The organism is Escherichia coli DSM 30083 = JCM 1649 = ATCC 11775 (assembly GCF_003697165.2).
Taxonomy (GTDB): Bacteria; Pseudomonadota; Gammaproteobacteria; order Enterobacterales; family Enterobacteriaceae; genus Escherichia; species Escherichia coli.
The window spans coordinates 385,150-409,693 of sequence record NZ_CP033092.2 but is presented as its reverse complement, the minus strand read 5'-3'; the positions used below and the strand labels follow the sequence as shown (position 1 = coordinate 409,693).

The following is a 24,544-nucleotide window of genomic DNA, read 5'->3' as shown; positions in this document are numbered from 1 at the left end:
AAGTTAAGTAGAATCCGCGGCGACCATTCGACAAAAGAGGTGAATCATGCAGGATTTATCATTGGAAGCACGCCTGGCAGAGCTGGAGAGCCGACTGGCTTTTCAGGAAATCACCATTGAAGAACTGAACGTCACGGTGACCGCTCATGAAATGGAGATGGCGAAACTGCGCGATCATCTGCGTCTGCTGACCGAGAAGTTAAAAGCCAGCCAGCCGTCGAACATCGCGTCGCAGGCTGAAGAAACGCCTCCGCCACATTATTAAGGCGTAAAAAAAGCGGGGATTCCCCGCTTTTTTGTCACCTTTTCGGTATTAGTGGCAACCGCAACCGCCGTTGCCTTTACCGCCACAGCAGCCTTCGCCACCGTGTTCATGACCGTGATCGTGGCCATGACCACCGCAGCAACCGTCGTGGTCGTGATCGTGGTGGTGATCGTGCGCGCCGTGAACGTGACCATGAGCCAGTTCTTCTTCGGTCGCTTCGCGAATCGCCACAACTTCAACGTTGAATTTCAGGTTCTGACCAGCCAGCATGTGGTTACCATCAACCACTACGTGATCGTCTTCAACCGCAGTGATTTCAACCGGTACCGGACCCTGGTCGGTTTCAGCCAGGAAACGCATACCTACCTGCAGTTCATCAACGCCCATAAATACGTCTTTAGGAACGCGCTGCACCAGGTTTTCGTCGTACTGACCGTAAGCGTCGTTCGCGCCAACAGCGACATCAAATTTGTCGCCAACTTCATGACCTTCCAGCGCTGTTTCCAGGCCAGAGATCAGGGAACCGTGACCATGCAGGTAGTCCAGCGGCGCACTCACCGGAGACTCATCAACCAACACACCGTCTTCTGTACGTACCTGATAGGCCAGGCTGACCACCAGGTCTTTTGCTACTTTCATGATATCTCCTGAGCATGGGAAGAATAGTGGCGCAGATTGTAGCGGAATTCTGCAGCCGTGTACTCACTAGCTTAAAAAAACTCGGCGCATATCGCTAGTCCGGATGAAAAATCCCGATCACTTGCTCATCTTTGCGGACGTGATCGCGGGCTTCTTTGTCTGCTTCTCGCATCTGATGTCCACACTTAACACATTCTACGATATCAATATTATTTTCGCGCCACATCGCCATTGAATCCTGTGCCTGACAGGCCGGGCATTTTGCGCCCGCAATAAAACGTTTTCGGATTGCCATCTTTACCCTCTACTCAAATTCATCCCAGCCGTCCAGCTGGCGTCGTTCTTGTTGCATTTCACGCTGGAAAATCTCTTCCAGTTCACGTCGGGCTTCCCTGGCGCGAGAAATTTGTACGGTATCAGCATGCATCGGGATTAACTCCCGCAGCATTCGCATATCCAGGCGGCGAAAATGCAGTTGCGCGCGCTGCGCCTGATGCGGATGCATGCCAAGCGTGACCAGCGTCTTGCGCCCCAGCTCTAACGCACTGGAGAATGTTTCACGGGAAAACTGCGTCACCCCTGCCTGTAATAACTCATGCGCTTCCACACGTCCGCGCGCTCGCGCAAGAATATGCAAATGCGGAAAGTGCTGCTGGCATATTTCCACCAGCTTCATAGTGTCTTCCGGCTCGTTACAGGTAATGACGATAGACTCAGCGGCCTCTGCACCCGCAGAACGTAAAAGATCTACCTGCGTGGCGTCGCCGTAATAAACTTTGTAGCCATATTTGCGCATCAGGTTAACGGCACTGATATCCCGCTCCAGTACAGTAATGCGCATTTTATTTGCCATCAGCAAACGACCAATCACCTGACCAAAACGCCCAAAGCCCACGACAATGACCTGCGGTTTATCATCGTTGACCCATGGTTTTTCGTCTTCTTCTTCCGGTCCGTTAAACTGGCGGGATAGCCATTTATCGACCAGCTTCATCAGCAGCGGCGTGGTCATCATGGAAAGCGTCACCGTCACCAGCAACAGCGCCATCTGGTCGCCCTGGAATAAGCGTTGTGAAGAAGCGGTAGAAAAGAGGACAAAGGCAAACTCACCGCCCTGACTCAACACGCCAGCAAACTGCATCCGCTCAGAACTGCGCACGCCATACAATCGCGCCAGCAGATACAGCACGAGAATTTTCACCGCCACCAGCACAACCACACTTATCACTACCCACAACAGATGGGTATAAAGCACCCCGAGGTTGAGCGACATGCCGACAGAGATAAAGAACAAACCAAGCAGCAAGCCTTTGAAGGGATCGATAGCCGTTTCCAGTTCATGGCGATATTCACTTTCCGCCAGTAGCACACCCGCAATAAACGTACCGAGCGCCATCGACAACCCCAGCGCATCCATAAACAATGCGGAACCCAACACCAGCAGCAGCGTCGCGGCGGTGAACACTTCCCGCACACCAGAAGCTGCAATAAAACGGAATACCGGACGCAGTAAATAGCGCCCGCCAATCAGCATGCCGACAAACGCCAGCACCTTCATGCCGATCTTCATCCAGTCGAAATGTTCGTCTGCCGAACCCGCCAACAACGGCACTAACGCCAGTGCCGGGATCACCGCCAGATCCTGAAACAGCAGTACCGAGAAACCTAACTGGCCGGATTCGCTGCGATTCATCCCTTTCTCACGCATCAATTGCAACGCCATTGCAGTTGAAGACATCGCAAGGCCAATGCCACCGACCACCGCCGCCTGCCATGAGAAATGGGTCAGCATCAATAATCCTGCCAGCAACGCCGCGCTTAACAGCACCTGTGCCGCGCCTACGCCAAAAATCGAACGCCGCAGTTGCCAAAGCTTGGAGGGATTCAACTCAAGGCCGATGATAAACATCAGGAATACCACGCCGAGTTCCGAAAAGTGGAGGATCTCATCGACGTCGCTAATAAACCCCAGCCCCCACGGGCCAATCGCAATCCCCGCCAGCAAATATCCCAACACTGCACCAATACCCAGCCGCGATGCCAGCGGCACCGCAGCCACCGCCGCGAAGAGAAACAGCACTCCTGCGAGTAAAAAATCAGAACCTTCCATCAGCAGCCTCCTGGAGACAGCGGATTTGCCAGCCAGTCACCGTAGGCTCTGGCGTGGCTCGCCAGCTCCTGTGCGCTTTGCCGTCTCGCCCAGTAAATAATGATGGGGCTTAACCAATGCATCCGGCACATGCCCGCCGCCAGTTCAAAGGGGCGCAGAACATCGCTCATCGGATAGCGATTCAACGCGTCATAACGGTAAGCACTTTCCGGCTCCCCGGTGGTAATCACGCTACGCCAGTACTTTCCCGCCAGTTGGTTTCCCCCCGGTCCGCTGGCAAAACCACGGCTTAATACCCGGTCCAGCCACTCTTTCAGTAGCGCCGGGCAGCTATAGGTATAAAGAGGATGCTGAAAGACAATCACCTCGTGCTCGCGCAGTAATGCCTGCTCACGAGGGATATCAATAAAAAAGTCGGGATAGTGCGCGTAAAGGTCGTGCACGGTAACATTGCTGAGCTGCGTGGCCGGTTTAAGCAGAACCCGGTTTGCCACCGAGTCCTGAGATTCCGGATGGGCATACAGCAGCAAAACTTTCGCTGGCTGAGACATCATCCCCCTCCCGGTATGGTTTTTGTGTATAGTCGCTGTTTTGGGCTACCATTGCGCCCGGTGCGGCAGCTCGCCCATACATTACATTATCATAATGATAAGTTAACATAGTCTGAACATACGGCGCCTTATGATTGTTTTTTCCTCGTTACAAATTCGTCGCGGCGTGCGCATCCTGCTGGATAATGCCACCGCCACCATCAACCCTGGGCAGAAAGTCGGCCTGGTGGGTAAAAACGGCTGTGGTAAATCTACTCTGCTGGCATTGCTGAAAAATGAAATCAGCGCCGACGGCGGCAGCTACACCTTTCCGGTAAGCTGGCAACTGGCGTGGGTGAATCAGGAAACACCGGCGTTACCGCAAGCGGCGCTGGAATATGTCATTGACGGCGACCGTGAATATCGTCAACTGGAAGCGCAGCTACACGACGCCAACGAACGTAACGACGGGCACGCCATTGCGACCATTCATGGCAAGCTGGATGCTATTGACGCATGGAGTATTCGCTCCCGTGCCGCCAGCCTGCTGCACGGCCTCGGTTTCAGCAATGAACAACTGGAGCGCCCGGTAAGTGATTTCTCCGGTGGCTGGCGTATGCGTCTTAACCTTGCCCAGGCGCTGATTTGCCGTTCAGACTTGCTGCTGCTCGACGAACCGACTAACCACCTCGATCTCGATGCCGTTATCTGGCTGGAAAAATGGCTGAAGAGCTATCAGGGCACGCTGATCCTGATCTCTCACGATCGCGATTTCCTCGATCCGATCGTTGATAAAATTATTCATATCGAACAACAAAGCATGTTCGAGTACACCGGCAACTACAGTTCGTTTGAAGTACAGCGCGCCACCCGTCTGGCGCAGCAACAAGCGATGTATGAAAGCCAGCAGGAACGCGTAGCGCATCTGCAAAGTTATATCGACCGTTTCCGTGCCAAAGCCACCAAAGCGAAGCAGGCCCAGAGCCGCATTAAGATGCTTGAGCGTATGGAGCTGATTGCCCCCGCGCACGTCGACAACCCGTTCCGCTTTAGCTTCCGCGCGCCGGAAAGCCTGCCAAATCCGTTACTGAAGATGGCAAAAGTCAGCGCAGGCTATGGCGATCGCATTATTCTCGACTCGATTAAACTGAATCTGGTCCCCGGCTCGCGCATTGGTCTGCTAGGCCGCAACGGCGCGGGTAAATCGACATTAATCAAACTGTTAGCCGGCGAACTTGCGCCAGTCAGCGGTGAAATTGGTCTGGCGAAAGGGATCAAGCTCGGCTACTTCGCCCAGCATCAACTGGAATACCTGCGCGCCGACGAATCGCCTATTCAACATCTGGCACGTTTAGCGCCGCAGGAGCTGGAGCAAAAACTGCGTGACTACCTCGGCGGCTTTGGTTTCCAGGGCGATAAAGTAACCGAAGAAACGCGCCGCTTCTCCGGTGGGGAAAAAGCCCGCCTGGTGCTGGCATTAATTGTCTGGCAGCGTCCGAATCTGCTGCTGCTCGACGAACCGACCAACCACCTTGACCTCGACATGCGTCAGGCACTCACCGAAGCATTAATCGAGTTCGAAGGCGCGCTGGTTGTCGTCTCGCACGACCGTCATTTGCTGCGTTCCACCACTGACGATCTCTACCTGGTTCACGATCGTAAAGTCGAACCGTTCGACGGCGATCTGGAAGATTATCAACAGTGGTTGAGCGACGTACAAAAGCAGGAAAACCAGACCGACGAAGCGCCAAAAGAGAACGCGAACAGCGCCCAGGCACGTAAAGATCAGAAGCGTCGGGAAGCGGAGCTGCGTGCGCAAACCCAGCCACTGCGTAAAGAGATTGCCCGTCTGGAAAAAGAGATGGAGAAGCTGAACGCGCAACTGGCGCAGGCGGAAGAGAAACTCGGCGACAGCGAACTGTACGATCAAAGCCGTAAAGCGGAGTTGACCGCCTGCCTGCAACAGCAAGCCAGCGCCAAATCCGGCCTGGAAGAGTGCGAAATGGCATGGCTGGAAGCCCAGGAGCAGCTTGAGCAGATGCTGCTGGAAGGCCAAAGCAACTGATGGCGCAGATAACAACGACCGATGCCAATGAATTTAGCAGCAGTGCTAAATTCACCCCTATGCGCGGCTTTAGCAATTGTCATCTACAAACCATGCTGCCGCGTCTGTTCCGTCGCAAGGTGAAATTCACCCCGTACTGGCAGCGGCTGGAGTTGCCCGACGGCGATTTTGTCGATCTCGCGTGGAGTGAAGATCCTGCACAGGCGCGGCATAAACCGCGTTTAGTGGTATTTCACGGGCTGGAAGGCAGTCTCAATAGCCCTTACGCTCACGGTCTGGTTGAGGCGGCGCAAAAGCGCGGCTGGCTGGGCGTGGTGATGCATTTTCGCGGATGCAGCGGTGAACCAAACCGTATGCACCGCATTTACCATTCGGGCGAAACCGAAGACGCCAGTTGGTTTTTACGCTGGCTGCAACGCGAGTTTGGTCATGCGCCAACGGCTGCCGTCGGCTATTCGCTCGGCGGTAATATGCTGGCCTGTTTGCTGGCAAAAGAAGGCAATGATCTCCCGATTGATGCGGCAGTGATTGTCTCTGCGCCGTTTATGCTGGAGGCCTGTAGTTACCATATGGAAAAGGGCTTTTCCCGCATTTATCAGCGTTACTTGCTGAACCTGTTAAAAGCCAATGCCGCGCGCAAGCTGGCAGCCTACCCCGGAACACTGCCGATTAATCTCACGCAGTTAAAATCGGTACGTCGCATCCGTGAATTTGACGATCTCATCACCGCCAGAATTCACGGCTACGCTGACGCTATCGACTATTATCGTCAGTGTAGCGCCATGCCGATGCTCAATCGGATAGCCAAACCGACACTGATTATTCACGCCAAAGACGATCCGTTTATGGATCATCAGGTGATCCCGAAACCGGAAAGTCTCCCCCCGCAGGTGGAGTATCAGCTGACTGAACATGGCGGTCATGTTGGCTTTATTGGCGGTACATTACTTCATCCGCAAATGTGGCTGGAGTCACGCATTCCTGACTGGTTAACAACGTATCTGGAGGCGAAATCATGTTGATTCCGTGGCAAGACCTCTCCCCCGAAACGCTGGAAAATTTAATTGAAAGCTTTGTGTTACGTGAAGGCACCGATTATGGTGAACATGAGCGTACACTTGAACAGAAAGTCTCCGACGTCAAACGCCAGCTACAGTGCGGAGAAGCGGTGCTGGTATGGTCGGAGCTGCACGAAACGGTCAATATCATGCCGCGCAGTCAGTTTCGCGAATAACCTGCAACCGTCGGCGGACGAGATAATAATGATAGCTAAGTCATGGAGTTACTATGTCTGCCAAACATCCGGTCATTGCGGTAACAGGATCCAGCGGCGCGGGGACCACCACCACCAGCCTCGCGTTTCGTAAAATATTCGCGCAGTTAAATCTGCATGCAGCCGAGGTGGAAGGCGACAGTTTTCACCGTTATACCCGCCCGGAAATGGACATGGCGATCCGCAAAGCGCGCGACGCCGGGCGGCATATCAGCTACTTCGGCCCCGAAGCGAACGACTTCGGCCTTCTGGAACAAACCTTCATTGAATACGGTCAGAGTGGCAAAGGGAAATCTCGCAAATATCTGCATACCTACGATGAAGCCGTACCGTGGAATCAGGTACCGGGGACATTCACCCCCTGGCAATCTTTACCGGAACCCACTGATGTACTGTTTTATGAAGGTTTACACGGCGGCGTAGTCACGCCACAGCATAACGTTGCGCAGCATGTGGACTTACTGGTCGGCGTGGTGCCTATCGTTAACCTTGAGTGGATTCAAAAACTGATCCGCGACACCAGCGAGCGCGGGCACTCACGAGAAGCAGTGATGGACTCGGTAGTGCGTTCAATGGAAGACTATATCAACTACATCACACCGCAGTTTTCCCGCACCCATCTTAACTTCCAGCGCGTTCCCACCGTCGACACCTCAAACCCGTTCGCGGCAAAAGGTATCCCGTCGCTGGATGAAAGCTTTGTGGTGATCCATTTTCGTAATCTGGAAGGGATCGATTTCCCCTGGCTGCTGGCGATGTTGCAAGGCTCATTCATTTCCCACATCAATACGTTAGTGGTGCCTGGCGGCAAAATGGGTCTGGCAATGGAATTAATTATGCTGCCGCTGGTGCAACGATTGATGGAAGGAAAGAAAATCGAGTAACGCTGCTATTACGCCGGATAAAATACTATCCGGCTTCACAACGGGATAGTTAAATCACGCGGCAACCACTTCATACGAGTGAGTAATATTCACCGCTTTTTCCAGCATCAGCGCCACTGAACAATATTTCTCGGCAGAAAGATCAACTGCACGCGCAACCGCTGCGTCTTTCAGGTCGCGACCGGTGACGATAAAATGCAGATTAATGTGCGTAAACAGGCGTGGTGCCTCTTCGCGGCGCTCAGAGGTCAATTTTACTTCACAATCGACCACATCCTGACGCCCTTTTTGCAGGATAGAAACCACATCGATGGCACTGCAACCACCCGCTGCCATCAACACCATTTCCATCGGGCTTGGTGCTTTATCGCCTGAGTTGCCGTCCATTAAAATCTGGTGACCAGAGGCGGATTCGCCCAGAAAAGTTAACCCTTCGACCCACTTCACTCGCGCTTGCATTTTTGCTACTCCACTGCGTCAATTTTCCTGACAGAGTACGCGTACTAACCAAATCGCGCAACGGAAGGCGACCTGGGTCATGCTGAAGCGAGACACCAGGAGACACAAAGCGAAAGCTATGCTAAAACAGTCAGGATGCTACAGTAATATATTGATGTACTGCATGTATGCAAAGGACGCCACATTACCGTGCAGTACAGTTGATAGCCCCTTCCCAGGTAGCGGGAAGCATATTTCGGCAATCCAGAGACAGCGGCGTTATCTGGCTCTGGAGAAAGCTTATAACAGAGGATAACCGCGCATGGTGCTTGGCAAACCGCAAACAGACCCGACTCTCGAATGGTTCTTGTCTCATTGCCACATTCATAAGTACCCATCCAAGAGCACGCTTATTCACCAGGGTGAAAAAGCGGAAACGCTGTACTACATCGTTAAAGGCTCTGTGGCAGTGCTGATCAAAGACGAAGAGGGTAAAGAAATGATCCTCTCCTATCTGAATCAGGGTGATTTTATTGGCGAACTGGGCCTGTTTGAAGAGGGCCAGGAACGTAGCGCATGGGTACGTGCGAAAACCGCCTGTGAAGTGGCTGAAATTTCGTACAAAAAATTTCGCCAATTGATTCAGGTAAACCCGGACATTCTGATGCGTCTGTCTGCACAGATGGCGCGTCGTCTGCAAGTCACTTCAGAGAAAGTGGGCAACCTGGCGTTCCTCGACGTGACGGGCCGCATTGCACAGACTCTGCTGAATCTGGCAAAACAACCGGATGCTATGACTCACCCGGACGGTATGCAAATCAAAATTACCCGTCAGGAAATCGGTCAGATTGTCGGCTGTTCTCGTGAAACCGTGGGACGCATTCTGAAGATGCTGGAAGATCAGAACCTGATCTCCGCACACGGTAAAACCATCGTCGTTTACGGCACTCGTTAATCCCGTCAGAGTGGCGCGTTACCTGGTAGCGCGCCATTTTGTTTCCCCCGATGTGGCGCAGACTGATTTATCACCCCGATATCAACTATGCACTTCGACAAACGCTGGTGCTATGTTTGCCCGTGGCCGTTGGGTTAATGCTTGGCGAATTACGATTCGGCCTGCTCTTCTCCCTCGTTCCTGCCTGTTGCAATATTGCGGGCCTTGATACGCCTCATAAACGTTTTTTCAAACGCTTAATCATTGGTGCGTCGCTGTTTGCCACCTGTAGCTTGCTGACACAGGTGCTACTGGCAAAAGATGTTCCCCTGCCCTTTTTGCTGACCGGATTAACGCTGGTACTTGGCGTCACTGCTGAACTGGGGCCATTGCACGCAAAATTGCTTCCCGCATCGCTGCTCGCTGCCATTTTTACCCTCAGTCTGGCGGGATACATGCCGGTCTGGGAACCGTTGCTCATCTATGCGCTGGGCACTTTGTGGTACGGATTGTTTAACTGGTTTTGGTTCTGGATCTGGCGCGAACAACCGCTACGCGAGTCACTAAGTCTGCTGTACCGTGAACTGGCAGATTACTGTGAAGCCAAATACAGCCTGCTTACCCAGCACACCGACCCTGATAAAGCGCTGCCGCCGCTGCTGGTGCGCCAGCAAAAAGCGGTCGATCTAATTACCCAGTGCTATCAGCAAATGCATATGCTTTCCGCGCAAAATAATACCGATTACAAGCGGATGCTGCGTATTTTCCAGGAGGCGCTGGATTTGCAGGAACATATTTCGGTCAGTTTGCATCAGACGGAAGAGGTGCAAAAGCTGGTCGAGCGTAGCCATGCGGAAGAAGTTATCCGCTGGAATGCGCAAACCGTCGCCGCTCGCCTGCGCGTGCTGGCTGATGACATTCTTTACCATCGCCTGCCAACGCGTTTTACGATGGAAAAGCAAATTGGCGCACTGGAAAAAATCGCCCGCCAACACCCGGATAATCCGGTTGGGCAATTCTGCTACTGGCATTTCAGCCGCATTGCTCGTGTGCTGCGCACCCAAAAACCGCTCTATGCCCGTGACTTACTGGCCGATAAACAGCGGCGAATGCCATTACTTCCGGCGCTGAAAAGTTATCTGTCACTAAAGTCTCCAGCGCTACGCAATGCCGGACGACTCAGTGTGATGTTAAGCGTTGCCAGCCTGATGGGCACCGCGCTTCATCTGCCGAAGTCGTACTGGATCCTGATGACAGTATTGCTGGTGACGCAAAATGGCTATGGCGCAACCCGTCTGAGGATTGTAAATCGCTCCGTGGGAACCGTGGTCGGGTTAATCATTGCAGGCGTGACGCTACACTTTAAAATTCCCGAAGGTTACACCCTGACCTTGATGCTGATTACCACCCTCGCCAGCTACCTGATATTGCGCAAAAACTACGGCTGGGCGACGGTCGGTTTTACTATTACCGCAGTGTATACCCTGCAACTGTTGTGGCTGAACGGTGAGCAGTACATCCTTCCGCGTCTTATCGATACCATTATTGGTTGTTTAATTGCTTTCGGCGGTACTGTCTGGCTGTGGCCGCAGTGGCAGAGCGGGTTATTGCGTAAGAACGCCCATGACGCTTTAGAAGCCTATCAGGACGCGATTCGCTTGATTCTGAGCGAGGACCCGCAACCTACGCCACTGGCCTGGCAGCGAATGCGGGTGAATCAGGCGCATAACACTCTGTATAACTCATTGAATCAGGCGATGCAGGAACCGGCGTTTAACAGCCATTATCTGGCAGATATGAAACTGTGGGTAACGCACAGCCAGTTCATTGTTGAGCATATTAATGCCATGACCACGCTGGCGCGGGAACACCGGGCATTGCCACCGGAACTGGCACAAGAGTATTTACAGTCTTGTGAAATCGCCATTCAGCGTTGTCAGCAGCGACTGGAGTATGACGAACCGGGTAGTTCTGGCGATGCCAATATCATGGATGCGCCGGAGATGCAGCCGCACGAAGGCGCGGCAGGTACGCTGGAGCAGCATTTACAACGGGTTATTGGTCATCTGAACACCATGCACACCATTTCGTCGATGGCATGGCGGCAGCGACCGCATCACGGGATTTGGCTGAGTCGCAAGTTGCGGGATTCGAAGGCGTAATACAGGCTAAACCATCGGATGAGATGTTCACGCCGCATCCGACATCTTTTGCCTGATGCGTCTTATTTACGCCCCAATCACCTTCGCCACCGCGTGGGCGAAACGATGCATCCCTTCATCGATATCCGCATCTTCCACCACCAGCGACGGCGCAAAACGCATCACATCAGGCCCGGCATTCAGCACCATTACGCCTTCCTCTGCACCGGCATACAGGAAATCACGCGCCCGACCTTTGTACTGTGGTTTCAGCTCTGCGCCAATCAACAGCCCCATACCGCGAATATCGCTAAACACATCGTACTGCTGATCGATCTTCTGCAAATGGTCAACAAAACGCTGGCGTTTCGCCTGAATACCTTCCAGCACTTCAGGGGTATTGATGATATCAAACGCCGCGCCCGCTACTGCACAGGCCAGAGGATTACCGCCGTAGGTGGAACCGTGAGAACCAGGATGAAACGCGGAAGCAATCTCCGCCGTGGTCAGCATGGCGCTAACCGGGAAGCCGCCACCTAGCGCTTTCGCAGAGGTCAGAATATCCGGCGTCACGCCGTAGTGCATATAAGCAAACAGATCGCCGGTCCGCCCCATCCCGCACTGCACTTCATCAAACACCAATAATGCCTGATGCTGATCACACAGCTCGCGCAAGCCCTGCAAAAACTCTGGCGTCGCTGCCGTCACGCCGCCCTCGCCCTGAATCGGCTCAACCACCACCGCACAGGTATGGTCATCCATCACGGCTTTTACTGCGTGAAGATCGTTAAAAGGCACGTGGATGATGTCTGCCGGTTTTGGCCCAAAGCCGTCGGAATATTTTGGCTGCCCACCCACCGAAACGGTAAACAGCGAGCGACCATGAAAAGCGTTATGGAAGGCAATAATTTTGGTTTTGAACGGGCTATGACGCACACAGGCGTAATGGCGTGCCAGTTTAAAGGCGGTTTCGTTAGCTTCCGTGCCGGAGTTCATAAACACCACGCGTTCGGCAAACGTTGCCTCAATCAGTTTACGGCCAAGACGCAGCGCCGGCTCATTGGTGAAAACGTTACTAATATGCCACAGAGTTTCGCCCTGGGTTTTTAACGCGTTCACCAGCGCAGGATGGCAATGGCCCAACGCCGTAACTGCAATGCCACCCGCGAAATCGACATACTCCTTGCCCTGTTGATCCCAGATTCGGCTGCCCTGACCTTTTACCGGAATAAACTCTGCCGGAGCATAAATCGGCAGAATCACTTCATCGAAAGTCGCGCGTGTAATTGCTGTTTGTTCAATTGCCATCTCATGATCACCCTGTTACGCATAAATAAATATGAAATTATAATCACAAAATATGCATAAAAAATCACTGAATGGCAATCAGAAATCAGCGATGCAGAAAATTAGCCAGCAGTTGATGTCCTTGTTCGCTAAGAATACTTTCTGGATGGAATTGCACACCTTCCAGATCCCACTGGCGATGGCGAATCCCCATAATCTCGCGGGTTTCGCTCCAGGCCGTCACTTCAAAGCACTCCGGTAATGAGTCAGGTTCCACCACCAGCGAATGGTAGCGTGTCACGGTGAGTGGATTTGCCAGCCCCTTAAATACGCCCACACCATTATGTGTAATCGGCGAGGTTTTGCCGTGCATGACCTTTGCGGCGCGCACAACTTTGCCGCCAAATGCCTGCGCCATTGCCTGATGACCGAGGCAGACGCCAAGAATCGGCAAGCGTCCGGCATAGTGACGAATAACGTCAAGGGAGATCCCGGCTTCATCTGGCGTACAGGGGCCGGGTGAGATGACAATTTTTTGTGGTTTAAGGGCGTCGATATCCGCCAACGTCAACGCATCGTTGCGCTTAACCAACACATCCGCCCCCAGTTCACAAAAGTACTGGTAGAGGTTCCAGGTAAAAGAATCGTAGTTATCAATAAGCAGGATCATGGCGGCTCCGGTACGAAAGAACCGCGCTATTTTACTCAGATTCCCCGGCTTCGCTTACCACTTTGCTAAATATCATCTGCAGCGCGGTGAGATCCCCCATTGCCCCATTCTGATTTGCCTGATTCCAGGCCTCTTTTTCGATACCCTGCCAGCTCAGTTGATATCCGGCATGAATCGCCAGTTGCTCGAAGAAGATCCGCTGTGCCAAACCACTTCCCACCCGGAAGGGATGCAGCACGTTGATTTCACAATAGTAATGCGCCAGCCGCTCGACGAATTTATCTTTCTCAAGGCTAGTCAGATACTTCTCTTCCTCCAAATCCTGCATCAGGGCATTGCCCTCTTTTTCGAGATAGGCAAAGTGGCAGAACGGCGTATCTCCCTGATAAATATCGACTTCGCGCAGTTGCCCCGCCCAGTCGAAAATATCCTGATACAACTGGCGATGAAGAGTACGCAAATGCGGTAAACCCCGAACCAACGGGCCAAGTTCAATGGTCGCAGCACGCAGCGCCGTCATTTCGTAAGCGGCCTGTTCCAGCCGCTGCTGCTGGCGGATGTTCAGCCGGTTACGCATGATATCAAGGCCTGGATAAAGATACGGATCGCGCCCTTCGCCGAATTTATCGCTCATAGTGCCTCCTCAGCGCTTCAAGGCGCGCTAAAGCCTCTGCGGCAGTAAGAGTGACTAAAGGCATCTCGACGCCTTCAAGACGGCGACTGGCCTGGAAATTACGATTACGCTGAAGCTCCCAGAGACGGGACTTTTGCTTATCGGTGAGTTTCTTCACTTGATGCCTCCCTGAACGTGTCCATTTGCCACAAGTATAAGCGGCAAATCCGGGTTACGCCGGGAGAGCAGAAGCGCGGGCAAGATTGCCCGCGCGAGAAATCATTACGGCAGGACTTTAGCGGAAAGGATAACTACCGGTTTTGACGGCACATTCTGGTACGGACCAACGTCATGAGTCGGCACCTGGGAAATCTTATCGGCAACGTCCATGCCTTTCACCACTTTACCAAATACCGCGTAACCGAAATCACGCTGACCGTGGTCAAGGAAGGCGTTATCGGCAACGTTGATAAAGAACTGGCTGGTGGCGCTGTCTTTGTCAGCGGTACGCGCCATCGCGATGGTGCCACGCGTGTTGCGCAGGCCGTTATCTGCTTCATTTTTGATTGGCGGGTTTGGTTTTTTCTGCTGCATCTGCTCGGTGAAACCGCCGCCCTGAATCATAAAGCCAGGAATGACGCGGTGAAAGGTCGTGTTGTTATAAAAACCACTGTTCACATAATCGACAAAGTTTTGCACAGACACTGGCGCTTTTTGTTTATCCAGTTCCAGTTCGATGTTACCAGCTGAGGTTGTCAACAATACGTGCGGGTCCCCTTTCGCTGCCATTGCTGCGGGAGAAAGAGCAGAAAGAGCGAAAACAGCAGCCATCGCCGCCAGGGTCGATTTGAACATGAGATTTCCTTAACAAACAGAGCAGAAAAAAAGCAAGTGAAGAGATTCTAAATAGCCTTCAAGAACAAGGCCATCCCTTTACCTAATTTTACGTATCTGAAATATATGTAACCTGAGGATAACTTTTATTCCGTGATCAAAATCACCTCTTAAAATGCAATTTAGCAACCGATTGCAATAAAACATTTAATCAGATCACAAAATCGCCTAAAATCGCCCGCTCGCGGCATAGCCCGCTATGCCATTTTATTTTTGAACGCAGGCCAATCATGACTAACAGCAATCGCATCAAGCTCACATGGATTAGCTTTCTTTCCTACGCACTGACCGGTGCGTTGGTTATTGTCACCGGGATGGTGATGGGAAATATCGCCGATTATTTCAATCTGCCTGTTTCCAGCATGAGTAACACCTTCACCTTCCTCAATGCCGGCATTTTAATCTCTATCTTCCTCAACGCCTGGCTGATGGAAATCGTCCCGTTGAAAACGCAGTTACGTTTTGGCTTTCTCCTGATGGTGCTGGCGGTTGCCGGTTTGATGTTCAGCCACAGCCTGGCGCTGTTCTCGGCGGCGATGTTCATTCTCGGGGTGGTCAGCGGCATCACCATGTCGATTGGTACATTCCTGGTAACACAAATGTATGAAGGACGTCAGCGCGGTTCACGCCTGTTATTTACCGACTCCTTCTTCAGTATGGCCGGGATGATTTTCCCAATGATCGCCGCGTTTCTGCTGGCACGTAGCATTGAGTGGTACTGGGTTTATGCCTGCATCGGGCTGGTGTATGTCGCTATTTTTATTCTGACCTTCGGCTGTGAATTCCCGGCACTGGGCAAACATGCGCCAAAAACAGATGCTCCGGTAGAGAAAGAAAAGTGGGGGATCGGCGTACTGTTTCTCTCTGTTGCGGCGCTGTGCTACATCCTCGGTCAGTTAGGTTTTATCTCCTGGGTGCCAGAATATGCCAAAGGCCTGGGCATGAGCCTGAATGACGCTGGCACGCTGGTAAGTAACTTCTGGATGTCGTACATGGTCGGCATGTGGGCGTTCAGCTTTATTCTTCGCTTCTTTGATTTGCAACGTATCCTGACCGTACTGGCTGGTCTGGCTGCGATTCTGATGTACGTCTTTAACACCGGAACACCGGCACATATGGCGTGGTCAATTCTCGCCCTGGGCTTCTTCTCCAGCGCGATCTATACCACCATCATCACCCTGGGTTCACAGCAGACCAAAGTACCGTCGCCAAAACTGGTTAACTTTGTCCTGACCTGCGGGACCATCGGTACTATGTTGACCTTTGTGGTTACCGGCCCGATTGTTGAACATAGTGGTCCGCAGGCGGCGCTGCTGACGGCAAACGGTCTGTACGCTGTCGTCTTTGTGATGTGCTTCCTGTTAGGTTTCGTCAGCCGTCACCGTCAGCATAACACCCTGACCTCTCATTAATTGTTCATGCCGGGCGGCACTATCGTCGTCCGGCCTTTTCCTCTCTTACTCTGCTACGTACATCTATTTCTATAAATCCGTTCAATTTGTCTGTTTTTTGCACAAACATGAAATGTCAGACAATTCCGTGACTTAAGAAAATTTATACAAATCAGCAATATACCCCTTAAGGAGTATATAAAGGTGAATTTGATTTACATCAATAAGCGGGGTTGCTGAATCGTTAAGGTAGGCGGTAATAGAAAAGAAATCGAGGCAAAAATGAGCAAAGTCAGACTCGCAATTATCGGTAACGGTATGGTCGGCCATCGCTTTATCGAAGATCTTCTTGATAAATCTGATGCGGCCAACTTTGATATTACCGTTTTCTGTGAAGAACCGCGCATCGCTTATGACCGCGTACACCTCTCGTCTTACTTCTCTCACCACACCGCCGAAGAGCTGTCGCTGGTGCGCGAAGGCTTCTACGAGAAACACGGCATCAAAGTTCTGGTCGGCGAACGCGCTATCACCATCAACCGTCAGGAGAAGGTGATTCACTCCAGCGCCGGACGTACCGTTTTTTATGACAAGCTGATCATGGCGACCGGTTCCTACCCGTGGATCCCGCCAATTAAAGGTTCTGATACTCAGGACTGCTTTGTCTATCGCACCATTGAAGACCTCAACGCCATTGAATCCTGCGCTCGTCGCAGCAAGCGCGGTGCCGTTGTTGGTGGCGGCCTGTTAGGTCTGGAAGCTGCTGGCGCGCTGAAAAACTTAGGCATTGAAACCCACGTTATCGAATTTGCCCCTATGCTGATGGCGGAACAGCTTGATCAGATGGGCGGCGAGCAGCTGCGTCGCAAAATCGAAAGTATGGGCGTGCGCGTTCACACCAGCAAAAACACTCTTGAGATTGTGCAGGAAGGTGTTGAAGCGCGTAAAACCATGCGTTTTGCCGACGGCAGCGAACTGGAAGTCGACTTTATCGTCTTCTCTACCGGTATCCGTCCGCGCGATAAGCTGGCAACCCAGTGTGGTCTGGACGTTGCTCCGCGTGGGGGTATCGTCATAAATGATTCCTGCCAGACTTCCGATCCGGATATCTACGCCATCGGTGAATGCGCAAGCTGGAACAACCGTGTATTTGGTCTGGTAGCACCAGGCTACAAAATGGCGCAGGTCGCCGTTGACCATATTCTTGGTAGCGAAAACGCCTTTGAAGGTGCAGACCTTAGCGCCAAGCTGAAACTGCTGGGCGTAGACGTAGGCGGTATTGGTGATGCGCACGGTCGCACGCCTGGCGCACGTAGCTACGTTTACCTCGACGAAAGCAAAGAGATCTACAAACGCCTGATTGTCAGCGAAGACAACAAAACCCTGCTCGGTGCGGTACTGGTGGGCGATACCAGCGACTACGGCAACCTGCTGCAACTGGTGCTGAACGCTATCGAGCTGCCGGAAAACCCGGATTCCCTGATCCTGCCAGCGCACTCGGGTAGCGGTAAGCCGTCTATCGGTGTTGATAAACTGCCGGACAGCGCGCAAATCTGCTCCTGCTTCGACGTCACCAAAGGCGACCTGATTGCTGCTATCAACAAAGGCTGCCACACCGTTGCGGCGCTGAAAGCCGAAACCAAAGCCGGTACGGGCTGCGGCGGTTGTATTCCGCTGGTCACTCAGGTACTGAACGCGGAACTGGCGAAACAGGGTATCGAAGTTAACAACAACCTGTGTGAACACTTTGCTTATTCGCGTCAGGAACTGTTCCATTTGATCCGCGTTGAAGGCATTAAAACCTTCGAAGAACTGCTGGCGAAACACGGCAAAGGTTACGGTTGTGAAGTTTGTAAACCGACCGTCGGTTCGCTGCTGGCCTCCTGCTGGAACGAATACATTCTGAAGCCGGAACATACTCCGCTGCAGGATTCTAACGACAACTTCCTCGCGAACATCCAGAAAGACGGCACCTACTCGGTGATCCCGCGTTCTCCGGGCGGTGAAATCACCCCGGAAGGGCTGATGGCAGTGGGTCGTATCGCGCGTGAATTTAATCTCTACACCAAAATCACCGGCTCTCAGCGCCTGGCGATGTTTGGCGCACAGAAAGACGATCTGCCGGAGATCTGGCGTCAACTGATTGAAGCCGGCTTCGAAACCGGTCATGCCTATGCGAAAGCACTGCGTATGGCGAAAACCTGCGTGGGAAGCACCTGGTGCCGCTACGGTGTTGGCGACAGCGTCGGCCTCGGCGTGGAACTGGAAAACCGTTACAAAGGCATCCGTACGCCGCACAAAATGAAGTTCGGTGTCTCCGGCTGTACCCGTGAATGTTCAGAAGCTCAGGGTAAAGACGTGGGTATTATCGCCACCGAAAAAGGCTGGAACCTGTATGTTTGCGGTAACGGCGGCATGAAACCGCGTCATGCGGATCTGCTGGCAGCGGATATCGATCGCGAAACGCTGATTAAATATCTTGACCGCTTCATGATGTTCTACATCCGTACTGCCGACAAACTGACGCGTACCGCGCCGTGGTTAGAAAACCTCGAAGGTGGCATCGATTACCTGAAAGCGGTGATCATTGACGACAAACTGGGGCTGAACGCACATCTGGAAGAAGAGATGGCGCGCCTGCGTGAAGCGGTAGTGTGTGAGTGGACTGAAACGGTCAATACCCCGTCTGCGCAGACTCGCTTCAAACACTTCATCAACAGCGATAAGCGTGACCCGAACGTGCAGATGGTGCCAGAGCGCGAACAGCACCGTCCGGCAACGCCGTATGAACGTATCCCGGTAACTCTGGTGGAGGACAACGCATGAGCCAGTGGAAAGACATCTGCAAAATCGATGACATCCTGCCTGAAACCGGCGTCTGCGCGCTGTTAGGTGACGAACAAGTAGCAATTTTCCGCCCGTATCACAGCGATCAGGTGTTTGCGATCAGCAACATCGACCCGTTCTTCGAGTCCAGCGTGCTGTCACGCGGGTTGATTGCGGAACACCAGGGCGAGCTGTGGGTCGCCAGTCCGCTGAAAAAGCAGCGTTTTCGCTTAAGCGACGGCTTGTGCATGGAAGACGAACAGTTTTCCGTCAAGCATTACGACGCGCGAGTGAAAGACGGCGTGGTACAGCTGCGCGGTTAATATTTTAACGGGAGGCGCAATGCCTCCCCTTTTTGCATGGTCCTGTAATAACCTTCGGTATATTGCAGGACATTTTTTAAACTTTTTGTTTTATTTTTTGTTTTTATTTTTTAAAGGATAATCAAATGTTTACAGACACTATTACTAAGTGTGCGGCTAACGCTGCGCGCATTGCACGCCTGTCGGCAAATAACCCGCTCGGCTTTTGGGTCAGCTCCGCCATGGCGGGCGCGTATGTGGGTCTTGGGATCATCCTGATTTTCACGCTCGGTAATTTGCTCGACCCGTCCGTACGTCCTCTGGTGATGGGCGCGACCTTTGGTATCGCCTTAACGCTGGTCATTATTGCTGGTTCTGAACTGTTCACCGGACACACCATGTTCCTCACCTTTGGGGTGAAAGCGGGCACTATCAGCCACGGGCAAATGTGGGCAATCCTGCCGCAAACCTGGCTGGGTAACCTGGTCGGTTCCGTCTTCGTTGCCATGCTTTATAGCTGGGGCGGCGGTAGCCTGCTGCCGGTCGATACCAGCATCGTTCACTCCGTTGCGCTGGCTAAAACCACTGCACCGGCAATGGTACTGTTCTTCAAAGGTGCATTGTGTAACTGGCTGGTTTGCCTGGCTATCTGGATGGCATTGCGTACAGAAGGGGCGGCGAAATTTATCGCTATCTGGTGGTGTCTGCTGGCATTTATCGCGTCCGGCTACGAGCACTCCATCGCTAACATGACGCTGTTCGCCCTCTCCTGGTTCGGCAACCACAGCGAAGCCTACACGCTGGCGGGTATTGGTCATAACCTGCTGTGGGTGACGCTGGGTAATACTTTATCAGGTGCCGTATTCATGGGATTGGGTTATTGGTATGCTACGCCGAAAGCGAATCGTCCGGTTGCGGACAAATTTAATCAAACTGAAACGGCTGCCGGTTAATTACTAAGGGGTTTTTACGTGGATCATTTGCCTATATTTTGCCAATTACGCGATCGCGACTGTCTGATTGTCGGCGGTGGTGATGTCGCGGAACGCAAAGCAAGGTTGCTGTTAGACGCAGGCGCTCGCTTAACGGTGAATGCATTAGCGTTTATTCCACAGTTCACCGCATGGGCAGATGCAGGCATGTTAACCCTCGTCGAAGGGCCATTTGATGAAAGCCTTCTCGACACCTGCTGGCTGGCGATTGCAGCGACAGATGATGACGCGCTTAACCAGCGCGTCAGCGAAGCCGCTGAATCTCGTCGTATCTTCTGTAACGTGGTCGATGCGCCGAAAGCCGCCAGCTTTATTATGCCGTCGATTATTGACCGCTCACCGCTCATGGTAGCGGTATCCTCTGGCGGTACTTCTCCGGTTCTGGCGCGCCTGTTGCGCGAAAAACTCGAATCACTGCTGCCGTTACATCTGGGCCAGGTAGCGAAATACGCCGGGCAATTACGCGGGCGAGTAAAACAGCAGTTCGCCACGATGGGTGAGCGTCGCCGTTTCTGGGAGAAATTGTTCGTTAACGACCGCCTGGCGCAGTCGCTGGCCAACAACGATCAGAAAGCCATTACTGAAACCACCGAACAGTTAATCAATGAACCGCTCGACCATCGCGGTGAAGTGGTGCTGGTTGGTGCAGGTCCGGGCGATGCCGGGCTGCTGACACTGAAAGGTCTGCAACAAATTCAGCAGGCAGATGTGGTGGTCTACGACCGTCTGGTTTCTGACGATATTATGAATCTGATACGCCGCGATGCTGATCGCGTTTTCGTCGGCAAACGCGCGGGATACCACTGCGTACCGCAGGAAGAGATTAACCAGATCTTGCTGCGGGAAGCGCAAAAAGGTAAACGCGTGGTGCGTCTGAAAGGCGGCGATCCGTTTATTTTCGGGCGTGGCGGAGAAGAGCTGGAAACACTGTGCAACGCGGGTATTCCGTTCTCGGTGGTTCCGGGTATTACCGCAGCTTCTGGTTGCTCTGCCTATTCGGGTATTCCGCTCACGCATCGCGATTATGCCCAGAGCGTACGCTTAATTACCGGACACTTAAAAACCGGTGGCGAGCTGGACTGGGAAAACCTGGCGGCAGAAAAACAGACGCTGGTGTTCTATATGGGGCTGAATCAGGCTGCAACTATTCAGCAAAAGCTGATTGAATACGGTATGCCTGGTGAAATGCCGGTGGCAATTGTCGAAAACGGAACGGCAGTCACGCAGCGCGTGATTGACGGTACGCTCACGCAGCTGGGCGAACTGGCGCAGCAAATGAACAGTCCATCGCTAATTATTATTGGTCGGGTTGTTGGCCTGCGCGATAAATTGAACTGGTTCTCTAACCATTAATTTAACCAGGGCCAGAGAAGTCTGGCCTTTTTCGTTTACAACTCTCTTTATATATTCAGCAGATAAAAACATAACCCCTTAATAAATATTGTCTGCTAATGGGTTATATTCACCGTTACAGCGACTTACAAAATTAAGTCAATCGCTTACTGACGCTAATTGAATATTCCTGTATCGTTCTTAATGAGCAGTCTGCTTATATTCATATAATCAATGAATATTAATTAATATATAATACATAGGGAATGTAAATGAACAAATTTATTAAAGTTGCACTGGTAGGCGCAGTACTGGCTACGTTAACTGCATGTACTGGTCATATTGAAAACCGTGATAAGAACTGCTCTTACGACTACCTGCTGCACCCGGCTATTTCTATTTCTAAAATCATTGGCGGTTGCGGTCCGACTGCACAGTAAGTCTCTGACAGAAATCGGCTAACGCCGGTTTAATTGCCTGACGCCCTCGGAGTTATCCGAGGGCGTATTTGTTTCTGCATTCTTTTCAAAAATATCGTTTACAACGATTAAATGCTGGCAATACTTTCACGCAAGATCCGCAATATCGTCTCTTCACCGCTGCGATTTGGGTTAATGCGAATCGCGCAATGTTCTAACTGCGGATTCGCCTGGCGAAACGTTCCGGAAAGTCGATAAAAGAGCGGCGGGATTTCATATTTTGACTCTGCACCAACCGGGTAAGGCAAGGCACCGAGTTTCTGCGCCTCTTCCAGCACTCTGGCGGCAATCGGCTGATGAAACTCCACAATCAATACCTTCGACTGTGCATTGGCAATGACGGCGCTTTTCACTTCCGCCACCGCGCCGCCGTTAAGCAAAGCCAGCAACCGTTCAGATACCCCCGCCTGCACCGCGTGCATCACTGGCGCGAGCACCAGACCACGCAACACCTCTAATGCCTGCGCCCCCTGAATCTGACTGCCGCCGGAATAGAGCGTGGCGCGAATCCGGCTAATAACATCGGCATCGCCTACCACCGCACCAACGCCCTCTGGCCCAAATAGCTTGAAGCAGGAAAATGTCGACACATTCGCCCCGCATTCGCAGCCGATTCGCGCTACCTTCATCACCGCATAGTTGTCATCGGTTAACGCTGGAACACCTGCCGCGCGCAACGTTGCCAGCACGTCTGCCAGCACATAGCGGTCCTGCGGCTGCTGGCGCGTATGCTGCACCAGCGCTGCATCAGGTTGTTGCTCGTCAACAACCTGCTTCAGTGCCGACAGATCATTGAAATCAGCCGTAATGAGCGTTAGCCCCATCTGCTCAATAATAACCCGTGTCGTCGGGTAAACAGGCGCGTCATGCACCAGAAGACGCTGCCCCGATTTGAGCAAAGCCGCCAGTGCCGCACGGATCGCGCCAGTACCCGCGCCCTGTACCAGCGCCGCGGCCTGTGCGTGAAACGCGTCAGCCAGCACCTGTTCCACACGCTGGGTAATGCGGGGCTGATTTAGCCCCGGCGTTAAGCCCAAATCACCGCAGGTAAGAAACTCGCAGCCAGGAAAATGACGGCAAATCGTGTCCACCAGCGCAAACTGCTTTTGCTGCGCCTCAATAAGCGTCAGGCTTTGCAGAGGAAACGTCTTCATAGGTGCCTTCCTTAAGCCGGAACGAACAGGCCAAGCCAGTAAAGAACATTCAGCAGGATGCCGGTGATCATTACTGCTACGACCGGTGCCGCCATTTTCTGTACCGGACGGCCCAGGGATTCGTTGAGGAAGTAAATGGCAACCGCGATAGAGAATCCGGTATAGCCCGCCATTTTGATTGCTGCAAAGATCGAACCGACCAGCAACGCCACTTCCATCAGCATATTCATGGCGTTACGGATGTTATCCGACGCATTACGTACCGACGGGTAGCGCCCCAACCATTTGCCGATCGAACGAAGCAGCAAGACTTCCGCCGAAATAACCACTGCGCCTAATACCGCTGCAACCATCGGATTCGGCGAGAGATAGCCCACCGCATAAACAAAGGTAAAGCCCGCAACTGCATACACACCGGTGGCTAACGCCGTGGTGGCAATCAACGGCACAAAACCCAGCCCGCGCATAAATTCTGCCAGTGCCGCCTGGTTGATTAGTGTTTGCGATTGTTCCGGCGTTACGCCTGCGGAGTACGCTTTCTCCAGTGTGAAGATCGACACTTCACTACCGGCGAAAATCTTCATGCTGGCAACGGCAGCAATCAATGCACCCACGATGGCGATATACGGTAAGTTTTTGATAATCCGTGATGTACGCTCTTCAAACACCGACATACCGCTGGCATCGATATCATTTTCATCACGATGACGCAGGTCATGAGTTATTGCGATCCCCAGCAGCATCACCATGCCAATAAAGATTTCGATGGATTCAGGGTTAAGATGTGGGGAATAGCGCACTACCACCACACGAGTCATCAGTACCACCACGGCGGCGATCAGACTTTGCTTCCAGCCAAACTGGTAGAAAATCGCCACCAACGGGAACAGTGCAAAAGCTGAAACCACCGGCGAGCTTAATTCCCCCAGGCTACCTAATACATCCACCGGTAGCGCGGTCAGCAGCTGGTTTACTGGCAACAGACAGGTGAGGATCAATATTCCCCAGATAGCACCAAGACCAAACGCCATCAGGCTGTTTATCGCCAGTACGCCGAGGATATCGGTAGGAAGAAAGAGTAACCATGCGTTGAGCAGCCCGTTTTTCAGGGTAAAAGAGATCCCCACCGAGGCCACAAAACCAATGCTCAGACCAAAAGCGATACTCCCCGCCTCGCGACGGTTCATATAGCCTTCAATCAGTTGTGGCAGGATCGGGCGGATACCGTCATGAAAAACGGCCGCCGAGCGATGCGCCAGAAGCGATGTCATACCCGTCAGGCACGCCACCACGATAATCTGAATATACAGATCCATAGTCGTGCC

At 52.6% G+C, this 24,544-nt stretch carries 25 protein-coding genes; 13 read left to right on the top strand and 12 right to left on the bottom strand.

All coding sequences use genetic code 11. The features are described 5' to 3' along the window. Nucleotides 1-46 precede the first annotated feature (46 nt). On the top strand, nt 47-265 hold the full coding sequence (slyX, locus tag EAS44_RS02705; protein WP_001153615.1) for a protein SlyX: 219 nt from the start codon (nt 47-49) through the stop codon (nt 263-265). Nucleotides 266-313: 48 nt separating this feature from the next. Here the strand turns inward: slyX and slyD are convergent, their stop codons facing one another. The 4 genes from slyD to kefG all read right to left on the bottom strand — a co-directional run bounded on the left by slyD (nt 314) and on the right by kefG (nt 3,565). Then, nucleotides 314-904: a peptidylprolyl isomerase gene (slyD, locus tag EAS44_RS02700; RefSeq protein WP_000861334.1), complete on the bottom strand. Its 591-nt coding sequence runs from the start codon at nt 902-904 to the stop codon at nt 314-316. Between the two features lie 94 nt (nt 905-998). Further along, entirely contained in the window at nt 999-1,199 is a 201-nt protein-coding gene (gene yheV / locus EAS44_RS02695) for a YheV family putative zinc ribbon protein (protein ID WP_001007730.1), read from the bottom strand. Nucleotides 1,200-1,208: 9 nt separating this feature from the next. After that, nucleotides 1,209-3,014, bottom strand: coding sequence for a glutathione-regulated potassium-efflux system protein KefB (gene kefB, locus EAS44_RS02690; RefSeq protein WP_000399162.1), 1,806 nt, complete (start codon nt 3,012-3,014; stop codon nt 1,209-1,211). Beyond that, a complete protein-coding gene (gene kefG / locus EAS44_RS02685; protein ID WP_000081823.1) occupies nt 3,014-3,565 on the bottom strand; it encodes a glutathione-regulated potassium-efflux system ancillary protein KefG in 552 nt (183 codons plus the stop codon). The genes kefB and kefG overlap by 1 nt, the downstream gene beginning before the upstream one ends. A gap of 130 nt (nt 3,566-3,695) precedes the next feature. Here kefG and yheS point away from each other — a divergent pair, with 130 nt between their 5' ends. The 4 genes from yheS to prkB are packed head-to-tail and all read left to right on the top strand — an operon-like array spanning nt 3,696 to nt 7,766. Beyond that, on the top strand, nt 3,696-5,609 hold the full coding sequence (gene yheS, locus EAS44_RS02680) for an ABC transporter ATP-binding protein (RefSeq protein ID WP_000634747.1): 1,914 nt from the start codon (nt 3,696-3,698) through the stop codon (nt 5,607-5,609). After that, nucleotides 5,609-6,631 (top strand): hydrolase, encoded by a 1,023-nt coding sequence (yheT, locus tag EAS44_RS02675; RefSeq protein WP_000057415.1) that lies wholly within the window; start codon nt 5,609-5,611, stop codon nt 6,629-6,631. The genes yheS and yheT overlap by 1 nt, the downstream gene beginning before the upstream one ends. Further along, nucleotides 6,625-6,843 carry a YheU family protein gene (yheU, locus tag EAS44_RS02670; protein ID WP_000907086.1) on the top strand — a complete coding sequence of 73 codons (219 nt, stop codon included), beginning with the start codon at nt 6,625-6,627 and terminating at the stop codon, nt 6,841-6,843. Before yheT ends, yheU begins: the two co-directional genes overlap by 7 nt. A gap of 53 nt (nt 6,844-6,896) precedes the next feature. Further along, nucleotides 6,897-7,766, top strand: coding sequence for a phosphoribulokinase (prkB, locus tag EAS44_RS02665; RefSeq protein WP_001274684.1), 870 nt, complete (start codon nt 6,897-6,899; stop codon nt 7,764-7,766). Nucleotides 7,767-7,820: 54 nt separating this feature from the next. Here prkB and yhfA read toward each other — a convergent pair whose 3' ends face one another. Beyond that, entirely contained in the window at nt 7,821-8,225 is a 405-nt protein-coding gene (yhfA, locus tag EAS44_RS02660; RefSeq protein WP_001148908.1) for an OsmC family protein, read from the bottom strand. A gap of 301 nt (nt 8,226-8,526) precedes the next feature. On the opposite strand from yhfA, the gene crp reads away from it, so the two are divergent. Together crp and yhfK are read left to right on the top strand one after the other, a co-directional pair. Then, complete coding sequence (crp, locus tag EAS44_RS02655; RefSeq protein ID WP_000242755.1) at nt 8,527-9,159, top strand: cAMP-activated global transcriptional regulator CRP; 633 nt, start codon at nt 8,527-8,529, stop codon at nt 9,157-9,159. A gap of 50 nt (nt 9,160-9,209) precedes the next feature. Further along, nucleotides 9,210-11,300: a YccS/YhfK family putative transporter gene (gene yhfK, locus EAS44_RS02650; protein WP_025856754.1), complete on the top strand. Its 2,091-nt coding sequence runs from the start codon at nt 9,210-9,212 to the stop codon at nt 11,298-11,300. Between the two features lie 66 nt (nt 11,301-11,366). Here the strand turns inward: yhfK and argD are convergent, their stop codons facing one another. The 5 genes from argD to ppiA all read right to left on the bottom strand — a co-directional run bounded on the left by argD (nt 11,367) and on the right by ppiA (nt 14,704). Further along, on the bottom strand, nt 11,367-12,587 hold the full coding sequence (gene argD / locus EAS44_RS02645; protein WP_000963803.1) for a bifunctional acetylornithine/succinyldiaminopimelate transaminase: 1,221 nt from the start codon (nt 12,585-12,587) through the stop codon (nt 11,367-11,369). Nucleotides 12,588-12,672: 85 nt separating this feature from the next. Then, nucleotides 12,673-13,236: an aminodeoxychorismate synthase component 2 gene (gene pabA / locus EAS44_RS02640; RefSeq protein ID WP_000601853.1), complete on the bottom strand. Its 564-nt coding sequence runs from the start codon at nt 13,234-13,236 to the stop codon at nt 12,673-12,675. A 31-nt stretch (nt 13,237-13,267) separates the two neighbouring features. After that, nucleotides 13,268-13,870: a putative adenosine monophosphate-protein transferase Fic gene (fic, locus tag EAS44_RS02635; RefSeq protein ID WP_001280656.1), complete on the bottom strand. Its 603-nt coding sequence runs from the start codon at nt 13,868-13,870 to the stop codon at nt 13,268-13,270. Beyond that, the gene (gene yhfG, locus EAS44_RS02630; protein ID WP_000736858.1) at nt 13,860-14,027 is read right to left on the bottom strand and encodes a YhfG family protein; all 168 of its coding nucleotides are present in this window, start codon (nt 14,025-14,027) and stop codon (nt 13,860-13,862) included. The genes fic and yhfG overlap by 11 nt, the downstream gene beginning before the upstream one ends. A gap of 104 nt (nt 14,028-14,131) precedes the next feature. After that, nucleotides 14,132-14,704 (bottom strand): peptidylprolyl isomerase A, encoded by a 573-nt coding sequence (gene ppiA / locus EAS44_RS02625; protein WP_000477225.1) that lies wholly within the window; start codon nt 14,702-14,704, stop codon nt 14,132-14,134. Nucleotides 14,705-14,973: 269 nt separating this feature from the next. Here ppiA and tsgA point away from each other — a divergent pair, with 269 nt between their 5' ends. The 6 genes from tsgA to yhfL all read left to right on the top strand — a co-directional run bounded on the left by tsgA (nt 14,974) and on the right by yhfL (nt 22,026). Then, nucleotides 14,974-16,155 carry an MFS transporter TsgA gene (gene tsgA / locus EAS44_RS02620; RefSeq protein ID WP_000185247.1) on the top strand — a complete coding sequence of 394 codons (1,182 nt, stop codon included), beginning with the start codon at nt 14,974-14,976 and terminating at the stop codon, nt 16,153-16,155. A 261-nt stretch (nt 16,156-16,416) separates the two neighbouring features. Beyond that, complete coding sequence (nirB, locus tag EAS44_RS02610; protein ID WP_000049213.1) at nt 16,417-18,960, top strand: NADPH-nitrite reductase large subunit; 2,544 nt, start codon at nt 16,417-16,419, stop codon at nt 18,958-18,960. Next, nucleotides 18,957-19,283: a nitrite reductase small subunit NirD gene (nirD, locus tag EAS44_RS02605; protein ID WP_000084762.1), complete on the top strand. Its 327-nt coding sequence runs from the start codon at nt 18,957-18,959 to the stop codon at nt 19,281-19,283. Before nirB ends, nirD begins: the two co-directional genes overlap by 4 nt. 125 nt (nt 19,284-19,408) lie before the next feature. Further along, complete coding sequence (nirC, locus tag EAS44_RS02600; protein ID WP_000493588.1) at nt 19,409-20,215, top strand: nitrite transporter NirC; 807 nt, start codon at nt 19,409-19,411, stop codon at nt 20,213-20,215. 18 nt (nt 20,216-20,233) lie between these two features. Continuing rightward, a complete protein-coding gene (gene cysG, locus EAS44_RS02595; protein ID WP_000349869.1) occupies nt 20,234-21,607 on the top strand; it encodes a siroheme synthase CysG in 1,374 nt (457 codons plus the stop codon). A 251-nt stretch (nt 21,608-21,858) separates the two neighbouring features. Next, a complete protein-coding gene (yhfL, locus tag EAS44_RS02590; protein ID WP_001031834.1) occupies nt 21,859-22,026 on the top strand; it encodes a YhfL family protein in 168 nt (55 codons plus the stop codon). Between the two features lie 107 nt (nt 22,027-22,133). Here yhfL and yhfS read toward each other — a convergent pair whose 3' ends face one another. Further along, on the bottom strand, nt 22,134-23,219 hold the full coding sequence (gene yhfS, locus EAS44_RS02585; RefSeq protein ID WP_000847184.1) for an aminotransferase class I/II-fold pyridoxal phosphate-dependent enzyme: 1,086 nt from the start codon (nt 23,217-23,219) through the stop codon (nt 22,134-22,136). 11 nt (nt 23,220-23,230) lie between these two features. After that, nucleotides 23,231-24,535 carry a YhfT family protein gene (gene yhfT / locus EAS44_RS02580; protein WP_000366841.1) on the bottom strand — a complete coding sequence of 435 codons (1,305 nt, stop codon included), beginning with the start codon at nt 24,533-24,535 and terminating at the stop codon, nt 23,231-23,233. Nucleotides 24,536-24,544: the final 9 nt, after the last annotated feature.